Origin of the sequence: Constrictibacter sp. MBR-5, assembly GCF_040549485.1 — a bacterium.
Classification (GTDB): domain Bacteria; phylum Pseudomonadota; class Alphaproteobacteria; order JAJUGE01; family JAJUGE01; genus Constrictibacter.
Window position 1 is genome coordinate 39,331 of sequence record NZ_JBEPTK010000010.1, and the last position, 18,015, is coordinate 57,345.

The 18,015-nt window shown below is 66.1% G+C and carries 17 protein-coding genes and 1 pseudogene; 10 read left to right on the top strand and 8 right to left on the bottom strand.

From position 1 onward, the window contains the following. Positions 1 to 31: 31 nt before the first annotated feature. Together ABIE65_RS18785 and ABIE65_RS18790 are read right to left on the bottom strand one after the other, a co-directional pair. Positions 32 to 775 carry a GNAT family protein gene (locus ABIE65_RS18785; protein ID WP_354079853.1) on the bottom strand — a complete coding sequence of 248 codons (744 nt, stop codon included), beginning with the start codon at positions 773 to 775 and terminating at the stop codon, positions 32 to 34. 39 nt (positions 776 to 814) lie between these two features. Continuing rightward, positions 815 to 1,144, bottom strand: coding sequence for a PqqD family peptide modification chaperone (locus ABIE65_RS18790; protein WP_354079855.1), 330 nt, complete (start codon positions 1,142 to 1,144; stop codon positions 815 to 817). A 684-nt stretch (positions 1,145 to 1,828) separates the two neighbouring features. On the opposite strand from ABIE65_RS18790, the gene ABIE65_RS18795 reads away from it, so the two are divergent. Both ABIE65_RS18795 and ABIE65_RS18800 read left to right on the top strand, forming a co-directional pair. After that, positions 1,829 to 2,320: a hypothetical protein gene (locus ABIE65_RS18795; protein WP_354079857.1), complete on the top strand. Its 492-nt coding sequence runs from the start codon at positions 1,829 to 1,831 to the stop codon at positions 2,318 to 2,320. Beyond that, positions 2,317 to 4,176, top strand: coding sequence for an HWE histidine kinase domain-containing protein (locus ABIE65_RS18800; RefSeq protein ID WP_354079858.1), 1,860 nt, complete (start codon positions 2,317 to 2,319; stop codon positions 4,174 to 4,176). Before ABIE65_RS18795 ends, ABIE65_RS18800 begins: the two co-directional genes overlap by 4 nt. Positions 4,177 to 4,200: 24 nt before the next feature. On the opposite strand, the gene ABIE65_RS18805 is transcribed toward ABIE65_RS18800, so the two are convergent. The 3 genes from ABIE65_RS18805 to argH all read right to left on the bottom strand — a co-directional run bounded on the left by ABIE65_RS18805 (position 4,201) and on the right by argH (position 9,499). Next, positions 4,201 to 6,654, bottom strand: a complete 2,454-nt coding sequence (locus tag ABIE65_RS18805) for a TIGR02302 family protein (RefSeq protein WP_354079860.1) — start codon at positions 6,652 to 6,654, stop codon at positions 4,201 to 4,203. Between the two features lie 24 nt (positions 6,655 to 6,678). Then, positions 6,679 to 7,965: a diaminopimelate decarboxylase gene (gene lysA, locus ABIE65_RS18810; protein WP_354079862.1), complete on the bottom strand. Its 1,287-nt coding sequence runs from the start codon at positions 7,963 to 7,965 to the stop codon at positions 6,679 to 6,681. Positions 7,966 to 8,101: 136 nt separating this feature from the next. Beyond that, on the bottom strand, positions 8,102 to 9,499 hold the full coding sequence (argH, locus tag ABIE65_RS18815; protein WP_354079863.1) for an argininosuccinate lyase: 1,398 nt from the start codon (positions 9,497 to 9,499) through the stop codon (positions 8,102 to 8,104). Between the two features lie 53 nt (positions 9,500 to 9,552). Here argH and ABIE65_RS18820 point away from each other — a divergent pair, with 53 nt between their 5' ends. From ABIE65_RS18820 to ABIE65_RS18830, 3 genes are all read left to right on the top strand, one after another. After that, positions 9,553 to 10,092 carry a TlpA family protein disulfide reductase gene (locus ABIE65_RS18820; protein ID WP_354079864.1) on the top strand — a complete coding sequence of 180 codons (540 nt, stop codon included), beginning with the start codon at positions 9,553 to 9,555 and terminating at the stop codon, positions 10,090 to 10,092. 18 nt (positions 10,093 to 10,110) lie between these two features. Continuing rightward, positions 10,111 to 10,959 carry a VOC family protein gene (locus ABIE65_RS18825; RefSeq protein WP_354079865.1) on the top strand — a complete coding sequence of 283 codons (849 nt, stop codon included), beginning with the start codon at positions 10,111 to 10,113 and terminating at the stop codon, positions 10,957 to 10,959. 259 nt (positions 10,960 to 11,218) lie between these two features. After that, positions 11,219 to 13,261 (top strand): aminopeptidase P family protein, encoded by a 2,043-nt coding sequence (locus tag ABIE65_RS18830; RefSeq protein WP_354079867.1) that lies wholly within the window; start codon positions 11,219 to 11,221, stop codon positions 13,259 to 13,261. A gap of 5 nt (positions 13,262 to 13,266) precedes the next feature. Here the strand turns inward: ABIE65_RS18830 and ABIE65_RS18835 are convergent, their stop codons facing one another. The 3 genes and pseudogenes from ABIE65_RS18835 to ABIE65_RS18845 all read right to left on the bottom strand — a co-directional run. Next, the gene (locus tag ABIE65_RS18835) at positions 13,267 to 13,674 is read right to left on the bottom strand and encodes a response regulator (RefSeq protein ID WP_354079868.1); all 408 of its coding nucleotides are present in this window, start codon (positions 13,672 to 13,674) and stop codon (positions 13,267 to 13,269) included. A 105-nt stretch (positions 13,675 to 13,779) separates the two neighbouring features. Next, on the bottom strand, positions 13,780 to 14,364 hold the full coding sequence (locus tag ABIE65_RS18840) for a hypothetical protein (RefSeq protein ID WP_354080083.1): 585 nt from the start codon (positions 14,362 to 14,364) through the stop codon (positions 13,780 to 13,782). 54 nt (positions 14,365 to 14,418) lie between these two features. Then, positions 14,419 to 14,511: pseudogene (locus ABIE65_RS18845) on the bottom strand (MJ0042-type zinc finger domain-containing protein); the annotation flags it as partial. A 148-nt stretch (positions 14,512 to 14,659) separates the two neighbouring features. Here ABIE65_RS18845 and ABIE65_RS18850 point away from each other — a divergent pair. The 5 genes from ABIE65_RS18850 to ABIE65_RS18870 all read left to right on the top strand — a co-directional run bounded on the left by ABIE65_RS18850 (position 14,660) and on the right by ABIE65_RS18870 (position 17,998). Next, entirely contained in the window at positions 14,660 to 15,340 is a 681-nt protein-coding gene (locus tag ABIE65_RS18850; RefSeq protein WP_354079870.1) for a cell division ATP-binding protein FtsE, read from the top strand. Positions 15,341 to 15,417: 77 nt separating this feature from the next. After that, positions 15,418 to 16,224, top strand: coding sequence for a cell division protein FtsX (locus ABIE65_RS18855; protein ID WP_354079872.1), 807 nt, complete (start codon positions 15,418 to 15,420; stop codon positions 16,222 to 16,224). Further along, complete coding sequence (locus ABIE65_RS18860; RefSeq protein ID WP_354079873.1) at positions 16,221 to 16,826, top strand: YdcF family protein; 606 nt, start codon at positions 16,221 to 16,223, stop codon at positions 16,824 to 16,826. The genes ABIE65_RS18855 and ABIE65_RS18860 overlap by 4 nt, the downstream gene beginning before the upstream one ends. A gap of 3 nt (positions 16,827 to 16,829) precedes the next feature. Continuing rightward, complete coding sequence (locus ABIE65_RS18865) at positions 16,830 to 17,552, top strand: lysophospholipid acyltransferase family protein (protein WP_354079875.1); 723 nt, start codon at positions 16,830 to 16,832, stop codon at positions 17,550 to 17,552. 152 nt (positions 17,553 to 17,704) lie between these two features. Next, positions 17,705 to 17,998: a hypothetical protein gene (locus ABIE65_RS18870; RefSeq protein WP_354079876.1), complete on the top strand. Its 294-nt coding sequence runs from the start codon at positions 17,705 to 17,707 to the stop codon at positions 17,996 to 17,998. Positions 17,999 to 18,015 lie beyond the last annotated feature (17 nt).

The following is an 18,015-nucleotide window of genomic DNA, read 5'->3' on the forward strand; positions in this document are numbered from 1 at the left end:
GGCCGGCCGTATCACGCCAACGCCATCCGGATCAACCGCCGGTGCGCCGGGTCGACACCTCCACCGCCGTCCTCGCCTCCGTCGTCGTCACGAGCACGCCGAGCGGATCCAGGATGGCGGGCGCCGGACGCAGGCCGTGCCGGAGGTAGAAGGGCCGCACCGCCGCTTCGAGCGCATGGACGAACACCGCGCGGGCGGCGAAGCCGGACCCCGGCGCATGGTGCTGCCCGCCACCTTCGGACAGGCCGAGGGCGCACAGCAGGGCCTCGCGCAGCAGGACGGCGCCCAGCCCACTGCCCTGGTCGCGACGGTCGACGGCCAGCCGGGAGAGCGCGACGATCGGGACGTCGCCCGCTCTCGTCGCGGCGCCGGCCGTGCCGACGCCCGCGGAGGCGGCGCAGCGGATCATCCGGCCGCGCAGGCTGAAATAGCCGGCCGGGCGATCCCCGGCCATCAGGACGAAGGCGCACCGCGGCAGCCCGTGTGCCGGCGGCCGCCGTCCCGCGGCGTCCTTCCGCAGCCCCTCGTTCAGCAGGTCGACGCCGCAGTCGAACCGCGCCGCGGCCGCCACCGGAAGCGTAGCGGGGGTCAGCGGCACCGGCGCCGGGCCATCGCCATCGCGCCCCCCATTGCGCCCGCCGCCGCCCATCAGCCGCGCCAGGGCGGGATTGTCCTGCGGCGGCGCCGCCAGCAGGGCCGTCAGGATGGCGAAAGCCTTGCGGCCGACCACGAGAGCATCGGCGTCGGCATCGGCGCCGCTCTCGGGCACCATCATCGGGCGCCGGCCGACGCGCGGGCCGTCGCGCGCGGGCCGTCAGGCATCGCCCGCAGGCGGGCGGCATTCGATCAGTCCTTCCGCCAGCATGTCCGCGAACAGGTCGAGCACCTGCGCGGTGCAGGTCTCGCGGTCGATCCGATACGCCGCGACCAGGCCGTCGCAGACGGCGTCCACCCGCACCGGCGCCGCGATCAGCGACCAGATCCGCACCCCCACCCTGTCGAGCCCGAAGCAGGCCCCGGTCTCCGGGTGCATCGCCACCACCTCGCCGTCCACCTCCACATGCACGAAGGCCGGGTTGCGCACGACGACACTCGCTTCGCTCAGGCTCGTTTCGCCCTGGCCCGTTTCACCCGTACCCGCCATGTCCCGGCTCCCTGCCGACGGTCGCCCCCACCACGCGCGGTGCGGCATCGGCACCATAGCCGGCGCCGCCGCCAGCAACACCCGGCGCATCGTCCGACGCTCCCCGCGGGCCGTCAATCGGCCGTGCCGCGCCGCGACCGCTCGCCGCGGATGACGGCACAGGGTTTTTATGCCTACACTGGCGGGCGGCCGCCCGGCGGCCGGCGCTGTTGGACAATCGTGAAGACCAGCCCCCGCCGCGGACGCCGCGCCCGCGGATCGTCCTGGCGCGCACGGGGCCGCCCGAGCGCCCCCAATAAAACACCATGAAACACCATGAAAACCTATCCGGCCGACGCCGGCCCCAGCGTTTCGGCTCCCGCGCGAAGCCTTCGAGCCGGCTGCCGGTTCCGGCACCACCTCCATAAAAACCCATGAAACCCTATCCGCGCGAGTCCGGCCCACGGGAACGAAAAGGAACGAAAGGGAAGGAATGGGAACCCCCGCACACCCGGACGCTCGACACCGGCACCGCGACACCGGCCGGGCGTCGCCGAGGCCCCCACGGCCATTGTCAATTTGTTAACGACGCCGGGATAGGTTCCCTTTACCTTCGTCATCTCATTCGGGAGCGCAATGTCGGTGTCGGCAGAGCCGTTCACGTGCCGTTCGCGTCGGGGTCGTCTCGCGGTCGTCGTAGCCGCGATGCTGCTCGGTGCGGGCTGCGCCGGAACCGAGGGCGTCGCCGAAGGCCCAGCCGTCCCCGAACCGCCCGCGACGGCCCCGGCCGCCCCGACGCCGCCGATCCCCGTCCCGGCCCCGGCCCGGCCGCAGCCGCCCAAGCCGCGCGCCAAGGCGCCGGTGCCGAAGCCGGCCGGAGACGCGGCGGCCGCCGCGGCTGCAGCCGCCGCGATGGCCCTCCCCCCGCCGCAGCCGCTCGCGGTCCGCCTGAAGGGCCTGTCGGAAACCGAGGCCGAGGCGCTGCTCGGCCGGCCCGCCGCCGTCGAGGAGAAGGCGCCGGCCCGCATCTGGACCTACCGCGCCGGCGAGTGCAGCCTGCGCCTCGGCTTCTTCCCGCAGGTGCAGACGCTCGACTTCCGCGTCCTGTCGGTCGAGGCGGCGCCGCGGGGCGACGCGGCGGCCGAGGCGCGCTGCGACGCGGCCCTGCTCGCGGCGCGCAGCGGAGCCGCCTCGTGAGCCGCGCGCGCGACACGCTCGCCAGCGCCGCCGTGATGGTGGCGCCGCGCTTCGCCCCGGCGCCGCCGCTCGCGGTGCGCACCCGCCGCCCGGCGCCGCGCCGCCTGACCTTCTCGCTGGCGACCAAGCTGGTGGCACTGCTGGTCGTCTTCCTGGCCGTGCCGGCGATCCTCTACGACGTCTTCCGCGAGGCCGACCAGACGAAGAACGCCCTGCTGATCCGCAGCGCCCAGGAGGAGGGCCGGCTGATCAGCCTGGGCCTGCAGCCGCATTTGTCCGGGCCGAACGCGCCCAGCCCGGACCTGGCCGACGCGCTCGCCGCCTTCGGCGCCGAGGGCCGCTCGGTCAAGGTGATGCTCAGCCCGGCGGCGGCGCCGGCCTCGAGCTTCTTCTACATCGCGGCCCACCCGCCGCTTCCGGCGGCCGTGCTGCGCCAGGAGCGCGACGAGCTCGAACGGCGGGGCATCCTCGGCCGCCTCGCCGGGACCTGCGCCCTCGACACGCCGACCGCCGTGCGGCACCGCGGCGACGACGGCACGGCGGAGATGGTCAGCGCGATCATCCCGATCCGCACCCAGGCGGGCTGCTGGGCGGTGGTGGTCTCGCACACCGGCGGCGCCCTGGTCAGCAGCTCGATCGGCCGGCCCTACTGGCAGACGCCGGAGGTGCGCATCGCCGGCGCGATCTACCTGGTCCTGGCGGCCGTGGTCATCACGGTGTTCGTGCGGGTGTGGCGCAACCTGCAGCGCTTCAGCTCGGTCGCCGGCGAGATCCGGCGCCGCAACAGCCGGGCCGGCTCCTTCTCGGACCAGAACAGCGTGCCCGAGCTGGCCGAGGTCGCCACGGCGATCGACGACATGGTCGCCGAACTCGGCAAGCTGTCCCACGCGGTCGAGCGCAGCGCCAGCGCCGTGCTGATCTTCGATGCGAAGGGGCGCATCGAATATGCGAACCCGGCCAGCGTCGCCCTGACCGGCTACGCGGCGGCCGAACTCGTCGGCCGCAGCTGCCGCCGTCTCCGCGGCCCGGGGACGAGCATCGCCGCCTTCATGCGGACGCTGCGGGCCAGCATAGAGGGGCGCACCTGGCGCGGCGAGTTCGCCGGCCGCCGCAAGACGGGCGAGTCCTATTGGGCGCTGGCGTCGGTTGCCCCCTCCTCCAACGGCACCGTCCGCCCGGCGCACTACATCGCGGTCCTGGAGGACATCACCGAGCGCAAGCGCACCGAGCGGCAGAAGTCGCTGCTGATGGCGGAGCTCAACCACCGGGTCAAGAACACGCTGGCGACCGTCCGGTCGATCGCGAGCCAGACGTTCGGCGACGAGGACTCGCCGGCGACGTTCCGCAAGGCCTTCGCCGGCCGGCTCGCCGCCCTCGCCCAGGCGCACGAACTGCTCATCCGCACCAACTGGGAGGGGGCGGACCTGCGCAGCGCCGTCGAGCGGACGCTCGCCCCCTTCGGCCGCTCGGCCGGCAACCCATGGCGCCTGAACGGCCCGACGGTCAGCCTACAGCCCAAGCAGGCGCTGGCCCTGACGATGGCGCTGCACGAACTGGCGACCAATGCCGCCAAGTACGGCGCCCTGTCGGTGCCGACGGGCAAGGTGGCGGTGGAGTGGGCGATCGAACGCGAGGCGGACGGCGAGCGCCTGCGCCTCTCCTGGACCGAGAGCGGGGGCCCGGTCGTGAGCGTGCCCACCCGGCGCGGCTTCGGCACGCGGCTGATCGAGGGCGGTATACCCTACGAGCTCGACGGCGAGGCACACATCGCCTTCAGGCCGGAGGGCGTCCGCTGTGTGCTGCTGCTGCCATGGCCCGGCGTCGAGACCAACGCCGCCGAGACGGCGCTGGTGTAGCGACCCGACCCGGACTGGCCGGCTTCAGAAGCGCTCCAGCAGCCGGTCGATATAGTCGCGCTCGTACCGCGGCCGCGCGCGGTCGCCCGAGCGGCGGTACAGCTCGTCGCGGATGTCGCGCGCGCGCTGCATCTCGGCCTCGTCGGGGATGACGACGTCGCGCGCATCGAGGCCGCGCCCGCCGGGCGGCCGCCCCAGCGGGTCGAAGCGCGGATCCGTCTCGCCCGCCTGTTCGCGGCCGGGCTCGCCGAGGCCGAGTTGGCGGGCCATGTCCTCCATCATCGAGCGCCCGGCCTGCTGCAACTGGTCGAGCGCTTCCGACTGCGGTCCGACCGCCTGCCCGGGCTGGCCGCTTTCCAGGTCGCCGACGGCATCGCGCATGGCGCGCTCCGCCCGGCCGAGCGCGTTGGGGATCTGGCCCGACTGCTCGCCGAGCCGGCGCATCAGGTCGCCGAGCATCCGGCGCAGCTGCTCCTGCTGCCCCGGGAGACCGCCGCCCTGGTCGCCTGGCTGTATGCCCTGCTGCCCCGGCATTGGCTGCCCCGGCCCCTGCTGCCCCTGCTGGGCGTCGCGGAACGTCTGGTCCAGCAGCCCGCGCTGCTGGCGGGCCATCTCCTGAAGCTCGCGCATCATCTGCATCATCTGCTGCGCGGTTTCGCCGTTCTGCCCCATGGCACGTGCCGCGCGCATGTTCTCGAGCATGTTCTGCAGCTGCGACAGCATCTGCATCGCCGCATCCTTGGCACCGGACTGCGAAAGGTCCCTCATCCTCTCAAGCATCTCCCGAAGATCCTGCGCCTCGACCGACTGGAGCTGCTGCATCTGCTCGGGCGTCAGGGGCGGCTGGTCGTTGGCCTGCGCCATCATGCTGTCCATGAACTTCTGGATGGCGGCCCAGAGGCGCTGGAGCGCGCGGTCGATCTCCTCCTGCGGTGCGTCTCGCTGCAAAGCTTCCATCAGCGCCTGCTGGGCGTCGCGCAACTCGCGTTCGGCCATCGTCAGGTCGCCGTCCTCCAGGCGGAGTGCGGTATCCCACAGAAGATCGCGCACCGAATCGATCGCTTGCGGGTCTTGATCGAGACGCAGGCGCCACTTTGCCGACGCGAGACCTAAGTGGACCACGGTGTCGTCGTCGAACAGCTCTCCCATGCGGGCGATCGCATCCAAGCGCCTGGCCACGTCACTCCGGGCTTCACGGCTGTCCGCGAGCCGCTTCCGGGTCTCGATGATCAGGCGGGCGACCGGGTGGGTGAAGAGACGTTCCGGCAGCCGCACGAGGGCGGGCTCGCTCTGGCCCTGCTGCCCTGCACCATCGACCGCAAGCACCCGGGCATTCACGTCACGGCCCGCCCATGCGTGGGCGGTGAGGTCGTTGTAGGTGCTGCCGGTAACCTCCTTCGCGCGAAGCCCGGGGGCAGGAAGCGCGAGCCTCAGCACCGACTCGTCCCGGGGTTCGCCCGGATCGCCTGCCAGCCTCAACTCCACCACGAGCTGCGCGAGGCCGTAGTCGTCTTCTGCCCGATAGTCGAGGCGCAGAGCCTGACGCTGCGTCACGGCCGGAGGGCGAACGAGCACCGCCGTAGGCGGGTGATCCGGAAGGATCTCGACCTTCCATGAAGCCAGCAGTTCGCCGTCCTGAACGACCGTCAGCTTTTCGCCACGCGCGATCTCCCGCTCAATGGCGAACGAGAACTCACCCGCACTCTCGAAAAGCTCCTGCTCCTCATCGATAAGGAGCCGCGGAACGTCATCGCCTCCCCCGACGCGAGCGAGCAGCTTGCTGCCCGTCGGAAATCTCAGCAGCGGCGTGTCCGAACGGGCGAAAAGGGGGGGCTGTCCCGTGTAACCGGGGGGCTCGATCCAAAGGTCGACCGTGGTCGGGATGGCAGGCGAAACTTGGAATACCGGCACAAAGGCACGCGAGAGGCGCTCGGCGGAACGATCCCCGGCAATCCCGAATCCCGCGACGACAATCAGCAGGATTGCCGCTCGCAAAGCCCAGCGGTCCAACTTCGGCCACTCGCTACGAGGCAAACCCACCCTGAGGCCGCGCATAGTCGCCGCCAAACGTCGCTGGTGGACGCCCCAGAGGGCGAGCGCCTCCGCATCGGTTGCAGCTGGGCGATCGGAAAGGGCCGAGAGCGGACGGTGACGAAAGCCGCTCGCGCGCTCGAGACGCCGCTCTGCCTCAGACTGCTGCGGCCAGCGGAACCGCCTGACCGAGATGACGGCAAAAACCGATACTGCAACTCCGAACAGCGCGAGGATGCCGGCATGCCACCAGCCATCCAGAAACTGCGGAACATCGAAAAGGGCAAAAGCAGCGAAAATGCCAACCACGAGCGGGAGGGGCCAAACCGCGGACCAAGCTCTCTCGCACACCAGCGCCCACCACGCCGACCGAAGTTTACGGCTCAGCCGGGGATGCGACTGGTTCGCCGGATCGGTCCGGTCGCCGGGCGGGCTGCCGTCGCTCATCCGAGCCCTCCTGCCGTCACTTTCCTACCCGTTGAAAGGTGCTCTCACCCAGTCCGGGATAGCATCCTGAGAGAGCATATCGTCGAAAGTTGGGCGGCGGCGGACAACGGACCAGATCGCTTCACACGCCAAAACTTCCGGAACGAGAAGCCGGCTGTTGTATTCCGACGACATTGCCGCGCCATAGGCGCCTGCTGCCCCGAACGCGACCAAGTCTCCCTCGCGCAATCTCGGAAGCTCTCGCTGTGCGGCGAACATGTCGGTCGACTCGCATATCGGTCCCACCACGTCGACCGTCTCCCTCGGAGAATCCGGTTCAGGGGCCACCACCGGAACAATCGGATGCCACGCATCATACATCGCGGGTCGAACGAGATCGTTCATGGCGGCATCCAGCACGATGAAAGTTCGGTCGACGGTACGCTTAACTCTGACGACGCGCGCAAGAAGAACACCAGCCGGTCCGGCAATTCGTCGACCCGGCTCGACGACCACTTCGCACTGTAGGTCGCGAACGGCCTCGGCTATGACACCCACATAATCCGCCACCCTAGGCGGCGCCTCGTCGCGGTAGGTGATCCCCAATCCGCCGCCAAAGTCGATCCGCCGGATCGCTACACCATCTTCGCGCAACGAACGGGCCATTTCGACGACCCGCGCGAAGGCGGCCCGGTAGGGCGATAAACTCGTGATCTGCGAACCAATGTGAACGGCGATACCAACAACCTCGATACCCGGCATCGCAGCGGCCTGCTGATAGATCGCCGGCGCGGCGTTCCAGTCGATCCCGAACTTATCGTGCTTCCGCCCCGTCGAGATCTTGTCGTGTGTATCGGCGGCAACGTCGGGATTGACCCTGAGCGCCACTGGAGCCCGCCGGTCCATTCCGATCGCGACTTCATTGAGGGTCGCTAGTTCCTCCACCGACTCGACGTTGAGCTGCATGATGCCACGATCGAGTGCGAAGGCCATTTCGGCAGGGGTTTTGCCGACGCCGGAGAAGATGATCCGGTCCGCTGGCACGCCCGCTGCCAGCGCACGCCGGAGTTCACCTTCCGAAACCACGTCCGCGCCGGCCCCGAGAGCGGCCAAACTCCGCACCACGGCCAGGTTCCCGTTGGCCTTCAGGGCGTAGCAGACCAGTGCGTTTGGCAGCCCATTGCGAGCAAACGCGTCGGCATAAGCTCTATAGCCATCGGCGAGCGTAGCCGACGAATAGCAATAGACCGGCGTACCGACGGCCGCAGCGATGCTGGTGAGCGGGACGCCGTCGATCGACAGGATGCCGTCTATGTAATCGATGTGGCTCATCGGGCCGGATACGTTCTGGGGTATTCGGACTCACGACCTTCCGGTAGTTCGAGCTCACCGCGCTTTCCACAAGCCCCGACCGAGACCGCGGTCACAATCAGGATCGCCATTGCAAGCACCGTCCGACCGCCGCGCTTCATAGGAAGCGCTCCCGCGCAGCAACGAGGGCTTCTCTAATCCGCTCCGGTGAGGTACCGCCGAAGCTCGTGCGCGAGGCGACCGACTGGTCGATCCCCAGGACCTCAAAGACCGCAGAGGTGATTGCAGGCTCGACCTTGCGCATGTCCTCCAGAGAGAGGGCATCCAGGGCGCAACCGCGATCCTCGGCCATCTTCACAATCGTGCCCGTCACGTGATGCGCTCGGCGAAATGGCAGACCGAGAGTGCGCACAAGCCAATCCGCCAAATCGGTCGCAGTGATGAAGCCCTCGTTCGCCGCGGCTCGCATACGATCGGGCCGAGCCTGAAGGTCCGCAACCATCCCGGTCGTCGCTGCAATCGCGAGCATCAACGCGTCGGCCGCGATGAATGTCGGCTCCTTATCTTCCTGCATATCCTTGGCATATGCCAAAGGCAGCCCTTTCATCACCACGAGGAGCCCCGTCATTGCGCCCAGCAGACGACCACTTTTGGCTCGTACGAGTTCGGCGGCATCCGGATTGCGCTTCTGAGGCATGATGGAACTGCCGGTAGTGAAGGCATCCGACAGGCTGACGAAGCCGAATCTGTCGGTACACCAGATGACGATCTCCTCGGCCAGGCGGGAGAGGTGCATCGCGCAAATGGCGCCAGCTGCGAGGAACTCCACGGCGAAATCCCGGGCCGATACGGCATCGATAGAATTCGCCATCGGGCGGTCGAAGCCGAGCGTCGCCGCCGTCATGTGGCGGTCGATCGGAAACGACGTGCCAGCCAGAGCAGCCGCGCCAAGAGGACACTCGTTGAGACGTCGCCGACAGTCGACAAACCGACCGCGGTCGCGACCCAGCATCTCGACATAGGCGAGGAGATGGTGCCCAAACGTCACCGGCTGCGCGTTCTGCAAATGCGTGAAGCCAGGCATGACGGTATCGGCGTGACGCTCCACCTGGTCCAGCAATGCTGCCTGCAGGGCCCGTAGCGCACTGTCGATGGCGTCGATTTCGTCCCGCACCCAGAGCCTGAAATCCGTCGCGACCTGATCGTTGCGGGACCGCGCCGTGTGCAGCCGACCCGCCGCCGGCCCAACCAATTCAGCAAGCCGCGCCTCGATGTTCATGTGTATGTCTTCGAGCTCCCGCCGGAACGAGAACTGGCCGGCCCGCAACTCTTCGCGCACACGCGTCAACCCGTCGCTGATCGCAGCACCGTCTTCCGCTGGAATGACGCCGCATTCGACCAACATGGAGCAGTGCGCGAGCGAGCCCGCGATGTCCTGCTCGTAGAGGCGTCGGTCCACGTCGATCGACACATTGATCGCGGCCATGATGTCCGCGGGCCCTTGCGCGAAACGCCCACCCCACATGACATTGGCGGCGCCGTCCTCCGTACTCATCCTCGGGCCCTTCAGCAATGCGTAAGCTACTCGGAATCTGCAGCACGGTCGGCGTGGCTGCAGTCGCGGCGATTGTGCTGGTATTTTCACGTACCGCAAGCGGACCTTCCGGCACGCCGCCGCTCGACGGCGCCGTAAGTGGATTCTCTCTGGCGGCAGAGGCGACAGCGGCGCCCAACGTAAACTTCACCGATGCCGATGGCGCCCAGTTGAGCCTCCGCGACTTCAAGGGCAAGGTCGTCCTGCTGAACCTCTGGGCCACGTGGTGCGCCCCCTGTGTCAAGGAATTGCCTGATCTGGACCGCCTCCAGGCGTCCCTGGGCGGTCGCGATTTCCAGGTCGTAGCCCTCTCCTCCGACAGGAACGGCGCCGAGAAAGTTCCACCATTTCTGAAGGAACTTCGCATCGCCAACCTCAGGCCATTTCTGGATCCTGACTCCGTCGCCACCCGAGCCTTCTCGCCGCGCGGCCTGCCGACGACGGTGCTGATCGACGCGGCCGGGCGCGAAGTCGGGCGCCTGGAGGGTGCGGCAGAGTGGGACTCACCGGAGGCGCGAGATCTGATAGGCTTCTACATCGACGGTAGCGGCTGATGGATAGGGAATACGATTGTGACGAGACCCATCAGAGGCCTTGACCATGTCATCATCGGCGTCCACGACCTGGAGGGCGCCAGGGCTGATTGGATGCGCCTTGGGTTCGTCACGGCGCCGCGCGGCGACCATGTCGGCAAGGCGACGTCCAACTACTGCATCATGTTTCCAGATACCTATCTGGAGCTTCTCGGGATTCTGCGGCCCGAGATGGAGGATGCAAACGGCCTAGGCGCTGCGCTACTGACGCGCGGCGAAGGGCTGCAGCGACTGGCATTGGGCACTTCGGACGCAGACGCGGCTCGCGCAGATCTCGAAGCTGCCGGCTTGCATCCGCAGGGCCCGTTTGACCTCTCACGGCCCTCGGATGAGCCAAAGGGTGTTGTCCGCTTTCGGAACCTCATGCTGCCCAAGTCGGATACTGCGGACCTCGGGATGTTCTTATGCGGCCATAAGACCCCAGAACTCATGCGGACGCCGGACTGGGTAGCGCACCCCAATGGTGCATGCGCTTTCGTCGGAATAACGGCCCTGGTCCGTGACCCTGCGGTCACCGCTGCCGAGTTGGGCCGTATCTTCGGAGCGCCTGCCGTAGGCGAGACCGCCTACGGCCACCGAATCAATACGGGCAACGGCGTGATCCGGCTGACAACCTTCGATGCCTTCTCAGTTGCCCATCCCGGTGCATCTGCCCCGATGGATATCGAGCTGCCGGTCTGGTACGCGCTCACCCTCGCGGTGACGTCCACGCAAACTACGGCAGACCTTCTTGCGCGGAACGGCGTTCCATTCGAGCGGGTCGACGAGGGACTTCGGGTTCTGCCGTCCTCGGCACGCGGTGTACTGCTGGAGTTCACAAGCGCTTGAGAGAGTGGCCGAGGGGGTTGCGCCATGAGGCACGACCGCGGGTGCACGAGCATTCTGTCCTTGACTGGGATCCGGCCAGACGACTCCAGTGCTTTCGACGCAGCTTCGGGAAGCGAGGCCGAACCCCGCCGCACACGCACGTCAGGTCGGAATTGGCCATCTCGATATAACGCAGCGGATCCAGGGTTGAGCTGTCACCACCTTGCGGATACCAAGAAGCCGCCGCTAGCTTGGTGGCCATCGGTAAAAGGAGGTCGCGATGGCGTTACACGCCCAAGCCGCGTCGGCACGCCATTCAAGGCTAGCGACGCTACTGCGGGAGGCGGGTTCAGCCTACGACGTCGCAGCCGCCCTCGAGATGATCGCGGGCCTCGCCGCAAGTCCGGAGACAGGCACGGCCGGCGATGACCACTGCTGGATATCGCTCATCGCGCCGGAGCCCACGCCGGAAGTGACGGCAGCGCTTCGCTCGTTGAAGCGCGAGGTGGCCGCGACGATGCCAACGGTTCGCGACCCACACGCCGTAGAGGCGCGCTTGTCGTCGCTTCGGGCGGAACTGGACCGCCGCGGACTCGATGGGTTCATCGTTCCTCGGGCGGATCAGCATCAGAGCGAGTACGTGCCGTTGAATGCCCAACGCCTGTTGTGGCTGACAGGTTTCACAGGCTCCGCCGGAGTGGCCATCGTGCTCCGGGACAAGGCGGCGATATTTGTCGACGGACGCTACACACTCCAGGTCTCCAGCCAAGTACCGGTTGCCCTGTTCGAACCGCACCACATTACCGACAGCCCTCCCCATGACTGGCTCGCCGCCGAGTTGCTCAAGGGGGCTATCATCGGCTTCGATCCTTGGCTTCACACCGAAGCGGAAGTAGCTCGACTAGGAACTGCCTGTGACAGGGCTGGCGGAACGCTGCAGCCATGCATAGACAACCCGTTAGACGCCGTCTGGACGAATCGACCACCGCCTCCGCTGGCGCCCGTCGTACCGCATGCGCTCGAATATGCTGGGCGTACCGCGTCCGAGAAGCGTGCCGACATCGGCGGGAGGTTGCGCGAGCAGGGCTGTCACGCTGCAGTGCTCTCAGCGCCCGACTCTATTGCCTGGCTTCTCAACATCCGGGGCGGCGACGTTCCGCACACGCCGCTGGCCCTTTCGTTTGCGGTCATCCGCGACGATGGCAGCGTAGAATTGTTTATCGACCGGCGTAAGGTTTGTGCCGATACGCTGTCGCATTTGAGCAATGGCGTCTCGGTGTGCCCGCCCGATAGATTTGACCTCGCACTTCACGCCCTAGGTGAGGCCTCGTCCAGGGTTTTGGTTGATCCGGCCGTCACAGCTCAGGCAATCATGGAATCGCTGACAAGTGCGGGCGCCACACTCCTGCGAGGTCAGGACCCCTGTGCACTCCCGAAGGCGCGCAAGAACGCGATAGAGATTCGAGGAGCGCGCGCTGCTCACCAGCGCGATTCGGTTGCAATATGCCGCTTCCTCGCCTGGCTGGCTCGAATGGCCGCCGGCAACGTGACCGAGATGCAGGCAGAGGAGACGCTCCTCGCCTACCGCGCCGAGATCCCTTTGTTCCGGGATGTCAGCTTTCCGACGATCTCCGGCTCCGGACCCAACGGCGCGATCGTCCACTACCGATCGACACCAGAGACGAATCGCCTCCTCCAGAACGGCGACCTCTATCTCGTCGACTCGGGAGCACAATTCCTGGATGGTACCACCGATATTACCCGGACCGTGGCAATCGGCACTCCCTCCGCCGAGCAGCGCGAGGCCTTTACTCGCGTGCTCAAGGGCCACATCGCCCTTGCAACCGCGCGCTTCCCGCAGGGCACGTCTGGGTCTCAGCTCGATGCCTTGGCGCGGCTGCACCTTTGGCAGGCCGGCATGGACTTTGACCACGGAACCGGCCACGGCATCGGCAGCTACCTGGGGGTCCATGAAGGTCCACAGCGCATTTCGAAGGCACCGAACACTGTGGCTCTCGACCCCGGGATGATCGTGTCGAACGAACCGGGCTACTACCGAGCCGGCGCTTGGGGTATCAGAACGGAGAACCTGTTGCTCGTGACCTCCTGCGAAGCGCTCGCTGGAGCAGAGCGGCAGATGCTCTCATTCGAGACGCTTACGCTTGCTCCCATCGACCGCGCATTGATCGATACCGGCCTTCTGACGGTCGCCGAACGGGATTGGATCGACGCCTACCATGCAAGGGTGCAGAAGTCGGTAATGGGGGCTCTCGACGAAGCCGATCAAACTTGGCTCGCAACCGCGACCGCGCCGTTGCCCTAGATCGCTCAGTGCGAGGCGCAGAGTCCCGGCCGCCTGCTTGCTCCGTTGGCGTCTTGCTTCCGCAACGTTTCCTGAACAGCCTTGCGGATGTCGGCGAGGCTGAACGGCTTCGAGATGACGCGGTGCACCAGCGCATCGAGATTATGCGCCCGCTGCCGTTCGGCGGCATAGCCCGACATCAGGAGAATGCGCATGTCTGGCCATTCGGAGCCGGCCTTCAGCGCCAGCGCAATCCCGTCGAGACCGGGCATGACGATATCGGTAAGCAACAGATCGTAGCGATCCTGGCCAAGCCGATCGAGCGCTTCGAGGCCGTCCTCAGCCACGGTGACGGCATGCCCGTCCATGGCGAGCGCACGCGACACAAACTCGCGCACCCCCGCCTCGTCCTCAGCGATGATGATATTCGCCATCTCAGGATCTCCCGCAGCCATGCTGCGACCGGCGGAGCGTTTACACGTACCGCGACGTTACCGGTAGAATGTCGCCATTGTTGCCGGCCCTTAGTTAATGCGCCGTTAACCGGGATCCCGATGGTCGGGCTCAATCGGACCGACAAAGATCGCAGCCTCTACAGCCTCAGCCGGCACGCCGACGAGTTCGCCGCTAATCTTCACGCCTTCGCCAGATCCGACCCTCTCCGGGCGGGGGAATCCGCCATCTGGACGCATGGGAATCGCCGCGAGGTCAGAGCCCGCCGAATCCCTTAGAACCAACCGGACTTCCGGAAAGGACAGGCTCCCGGGGGAGATGTTCGTTAGTCGACCTTCGACCAGCAGCAACTTGCCGGCCTCTTCCCAGGAGACCCGGGTTTCACGCATATCGAAGGCCGGTTGTGGCGCCGACGACGGGAAGCCCAAGGCGGCGTACAGGCGTTCGCTCTTTGGCCACGTATCGACAACTTGGCGATGCCCCAACCACCCCCCAACGCCGATCGACGCGATAAACATCCCCAAGAGGAGCCATCCCGCCGACACCCCACGATCCGACATCTGCCAGAAGGGTGGATCCGACCGTATCTCGGGCCATTCGACCCGTTGCTCGCGCCCCGAATCTTCGGCCGGCTGCTCCGGGATCGCCGGCACATCGACGGTTTCCGTCATCGAAGCTTGCTCTTCGGCCGCTTCGGAAACCGGATCCTGCCACCAGTTCTCGCCGCACTTGGCGCATCGCACGCGCCGACCCGCCGGGCCGAGGGCGCTGTCTCCGATCTGGAATCGGGTGGAGCAGCTAGGACAGGTGATTATCATGGCGATGCGGGTTAGTTTCGCGGCGGCTCACCGGCACGAACCCTTCGCTCCGGTTAGCCTCGGCAAGCTATACGGATCGCTAGAGGGCGTCGAGTAAGTGGTGCGAGGATTCTTCGGACCAGGCAAGAGCAAAGCGAGGACGGCCGATGTGCCGGTCGTCGACCTGTCCGGCGTCAGGCTCCGATACGGCAATGGTCCCGAGATCCTGCGCGGCACGGACCTCGTCCTGACCCGCGGCAGTTTCCACTTTCTCACTGGGAGCAGTGGCGCAGGCAAATCGTCGCTCCTTGGCTTGCTGTACCTGACCATGCATCCGACCGCGGGCGCCGTAAGGCTGTTCGGCGTAGATATCGGAACGGAGCCGCGGCGGCGCCTGCCCGATGTCCGGCGACGGATTGGGGTCGTCTTCCAGGACTTCCGGCTGCTCGCCCATTTGTCTGCCTTCGATAACGTCGCCCTACCGCTCCGGATCGTTGGCACACGCGAGGACCAAGTCCGCGCGAACGTCCGCGAGTTGCTGGCGTGGGTAGGCCTCGGCGACCACCTACAAGCCCTGCCTTCGACCCTTTCCGGAGGCCAGCAACAACGACTGGCGATTGCGCGTGCGGTGATCGCACAACCAGATCTACTCATTGCCGACGAGCCCACTGGCAGCGTGGACGATTCGAGCGCCTATCGGCTCATGCGCCTCTTCGATGAGCTTCATAAAATGGGAACAACTGTGCTGATCGCGACCCATAACCGGGCGCTTGTTCAGGCGTTCGGCCACCCGGAGCTGCATCTGGAAAATGGCGTCCTCAAGCTCGCTTCAATGAATGAGCACGGGTGATGCCGCTTCGCCCGACACGCGCACTTCCCATGCCGCGAGATGCGGCCAGCCGGTTCCTCCCATGGATCGTCGCGCTAATGGTGTTTCTCGCCGCGCTTGCTCTCGCAGCCGTCATGCTGCTGGGATCATCGCTGCACCGCTGGCAAGCGGATTTGTCCGGCACGGTGACGGTACAGGTCCCGCCTCTGAAGGAGTCGGCACATACGGATGCTGCGGTGGCAGAGCTTGTCAAGTTCCTAAGGTTGACGCCAGGCGTGGAGGCTGCCCAGGCGCTGACGCAAGATCGTTTGGCGGCCCTTTTGGCACCATGGCTCGGAGAGACGGCTGAGGTCGGTGAACTGCCGATGCCGAGGCTGATTGACGTCCGTCTGCGAACGGGCGCGTTGGTTGACCTTTCGGCGGTGGGTGCCAAGATCGCCGACATTGCGCCTGGTGCCGTTATCGACGACCACCAAGTTTGGCTGGCGCGACTCGTGCGATACGCAAGAGCCCTCGAGACGACGGGCATCGTCGTTCTTGGACTCGTCTCTGCTGTCTGGGTGGTGACGGTGCTGTTTGTCACCCTGACGCGCATGTCCATCCATAGAACCGTGATCGCGCTCCTTCATCTCATGGGCGCCACGGATGGCTACATCGCGCGCCAGTTCCAGAGACACGCTCTCATATTTGGCCTTGGCGGCGGGTTCATCGGGGTCCTGATGGCCGCAGTTGCACTGCTTGCGCTCGATCAAGCCGCCGCCGACCTCGCGACACCAATCTTACCGGTGCCTCGTCTTTCGCTGGGACAGTGGGGTGCGCTCGCCGCACTGCCGATCGTAACTGCTGTGGTCGCCATGCTCACCGCTCGACTGACCGTTCTCGTGCAACTGAAACGCATGCCGTGAGACAATCGATCAGGTTCCTGCGCTTTCCTCTGATCGCGGCGGCGGTTTGCGCCAGTGGCCTCGTCATAGGGTTCCTCATCTTTGTATCGAACCTTCCACGTGAAGTGGAAAATCCGGACCGGCACACGGACGCGATCGTCGTTCTGACCGGTGGAAGCGACAGAGTCGCGACGGGAATCAAGCTGCTGGAACGCGGCCTCGGCAAGCATCTCTTGATTTCCGGCGTTCCCGACGAGGTCGCTCTTCGCGATCTGACCATGCAGGTCCCGAGCGCCGCTTCATGGATCGCCTGCTGCATAACACTTGGCCGCGTGGCTCTCGACACGCTGGGGAACGCGGACGAGGCGGCTGACTGGATGCACAGACACGGCTTCCAATCGCTGCGCCTTGTCACCGCCCATTACCACATGCCCCGCAGCAAATTGCTGTTCAAGCACGCCATGCCCACGATGAGCATCGTCTTCCATCCCGTCTTTCCAGCGACAGTCCGCTCGGAGAACTGGTGGCGATGGCCGGGCACAACAAAACTTCTGGCACAAGAATACATAAAGTACATAGCTGCATTTTTCATAACCGCGATTCTGCCGACTGGAAAATTCTGATTCATGCATTACATCAAATCCGTCATCTTTTATTTCTGGTTTATTTCCTGGACAACCGCAGTTGCAGTTGCGGGCGTTCTCCTCCTGGGTTTTCCTCGCCAATACACTCTCGCCCTCGGCAGGCTTTGGTGCCGCGGCGTACTCTCCCTGCTCCGACGGATAGTAGGGATCCGCTACGAGGTGCGCGGATCTACTCCCATCGAACCCGTGATCATCGCCAGCAAGCATCAGTCGTCGTGGGAAACGTTCATGTTTCCAATTCTACTCGGCGATCCGGCATACGTCCTGAAGCGCGAACTCACCCTGATTCCGCTTCTCGGTCGGTGCTTTGTGAAGGCGGGGCACATCGCCGTCGATCGGGCAGCTGGTGGCCGCGCGTTGAGACCGCTGATTCGCGCCGCCCGGGAGGTCGCGGCGACTGGCCGTCATATCGTCATATTCCCGGAAGGCACCAGGACGGCCCCGGGCGAGAGCGGCGTATACCATCCGGGGGTCGCCGCGCTTTATCTTCAGCTGGGGCGGCCAGTGGTGCCGGTCGCGGTGAACTCGGGTCTCTACTGGCCAAGGCGCGCTGTCCTGAAACGTCCTGGTCGAATCGTGATCGAGTTTCTGCCATCGATTCCCCCCGGCATGCGCCGCGACCCCTTCATGGCAGAACTGAGTGGGCGTATCGAGGGGGCAACACGCTCTCTCGAAGCCGAGGCCCGAGGCGAGGCGGGCCGGTGATCGGGACTCGACACAAATCCCATGCTTGGTTTAGGCTTTCGTCATATCGTGATGCGATACTGCGAGATACAGGCGCAGTGTTTCGGGGGATTAGTCAGGTGTCGGTACGCATTGCTGTCGCGGCGCTCCTTATCTTAGGAGGAGGGATAGCCTTGCCGGCGCAAGCGGAGGAAAACGAGGGCGATTCCTTCGCCGCGCTCGCGTACCTGCGGGTTCCCTTCACAGCCAAACCGTACCTCGGCCTCGCAGTTCAGAAGGATCGGGTGGAGGTGAGTCGCCCAGCCACCCGCGATTACGACACCTTGTGGGCTCAGCCAAAAGTTATCGATGTCCACCTGAACCCGCAGACGATGGAGCCCGTGCGCGTCAACGGCTTCGCCGTTTACGGTGGCCGCTCGAGTCGCTCATTTAGCGAAGTTGCTTGGTCTGCGCATATCGACAGGTAAATCTCCGGTTCGCTTCC

Coding starts and splice junctions, on each gene's coding strand:
- ABIE65_RS18785 (WP_354079853.1), bottom strand. CDS start 775: ATGATGGTGCCCGAGAGCGGCGCCGATGCCGACGCCGATGCTCTCGTG.
- ABIE65_RS18790 (WP_354079855.1), bottom strand. CDS start 1,144: ATGGCGGGTACGGGTGAAACGGGCCAGGGCGAAACGAGCCTGAGCGAA.
- ABIE65_RS18795 (WP_354079857.1), top strand. CDS start 1,829: ATGCTGCTCGGTGCGGGCTGCGCCGGAACCGAGGGCGTCGCCGAAGGC.
- ABIE65_RS18805 (WP_354079860.1), bottom strand. CDS start 6,654: ATGAGCGACGGCAGCCCGCCCGGCGACCGGACCGATCCGGCGAACCAG.
- lysA (WP_354079862.1), bottom strand. CDS start 7,965: ATGAGCCACATCGATTACATAGACGGCATCCTGTCGATCGACGGCGTC.
- argH (WP_354079863.1), bottom strand. CDS start 9,499: ATGAGTACGGAGGACGGCGCCGCCAATGTCATGTGGGGTGGGCGTTTC.
- ABIE65_RS18830 (WP_354079867.1), top strand. CDS start 11,219: ATGGCGTTACACGCCCAAGCCGCGTCGGCACGCCATTCAAGGCTAGCG.
- ABIE65_RS18835 (WP_354079868.1), bottom strand. CDS start 13,674: ATGGCGAATATCATCATCGCTGAGGACGAGGCGGGGGTGCGCGAGTTT.
- ABIE65_RS18840 (WP_354080083.1), bottom strand. CDS start 14,364: ATGACGGAAACCGTCGATGTGCCGGCGATCCCGGAGCAGCCGGCCGAA.
- ABIE65_RS18855 (WP_354079872.1), top strand. CDS start 15,418: ATGGTGTTTCTCGCCGCGCTTGCTCTCGCAGCCGTCATGCTGCTGGGA.
- ABIE65_RS18865 (WP_354079875.1), top strand. CDS start 16,830: ATGCATTACATCAAATCCGTCATCTTTTATTTCTGGTTTATTTCCTGG.